The organism is Mesorhizobium sp. M8A.F.Ca.ET.181.01.1.1 (genome assembly GCF_004792025.1).
Taxonomy (GTDB): domain Bacteria; phylum Pseudomonadota; class Alphaproteobacteria; order Rhizobiales; family Rhizobiaceae; genus Mesorhizobium.
Genome location: NZ_SRTV01000316.1, coordinates 1 through 285, shown reverse-complemented (window position 1 = coordinate 285; position 285 = coordinate 1). Strand labels below are relative to the sequence as shown.

The 285-nt window shown below is 54.7% G+C and carries 1 pseudogene; it reads left to right on the top strand.

From position 1 onward, the window contains the following. Positions 1–12 precede the first annotated feature (12 nt). Positions 13–285, top strand: a pseudogene (locus EN824_RS34765) (hypothetical protein); the annotation flags it as partial.

Sequence of the window (285 nt, the reverse complement as noted above, 5' to 3'; positions counted from 1 at the left end):
GCCGGAAAAAGGTTGAAGACCTGCGATTGCCCGCAGCAGTGTCGATTTTCCGGCTCGATCGAGTTTGATGGAGAGGTTCTTGCGGCCTCCGCCCGCAAGCGTTCGAAGATTGCCAAGTTCGGCATTCAGGTCATCTTTCAGAATCCTGATACTTCGTTGAACCCAAGGCACACCATTTTTGACTTAATCCGGCGTCCGCTGGTCCTCGCCCGAGAAGGCAAGATCAGCCGATCTGACCAGCATGACATCGTGGTGGAGACCGATCGCATTGTCTCCACCACGATG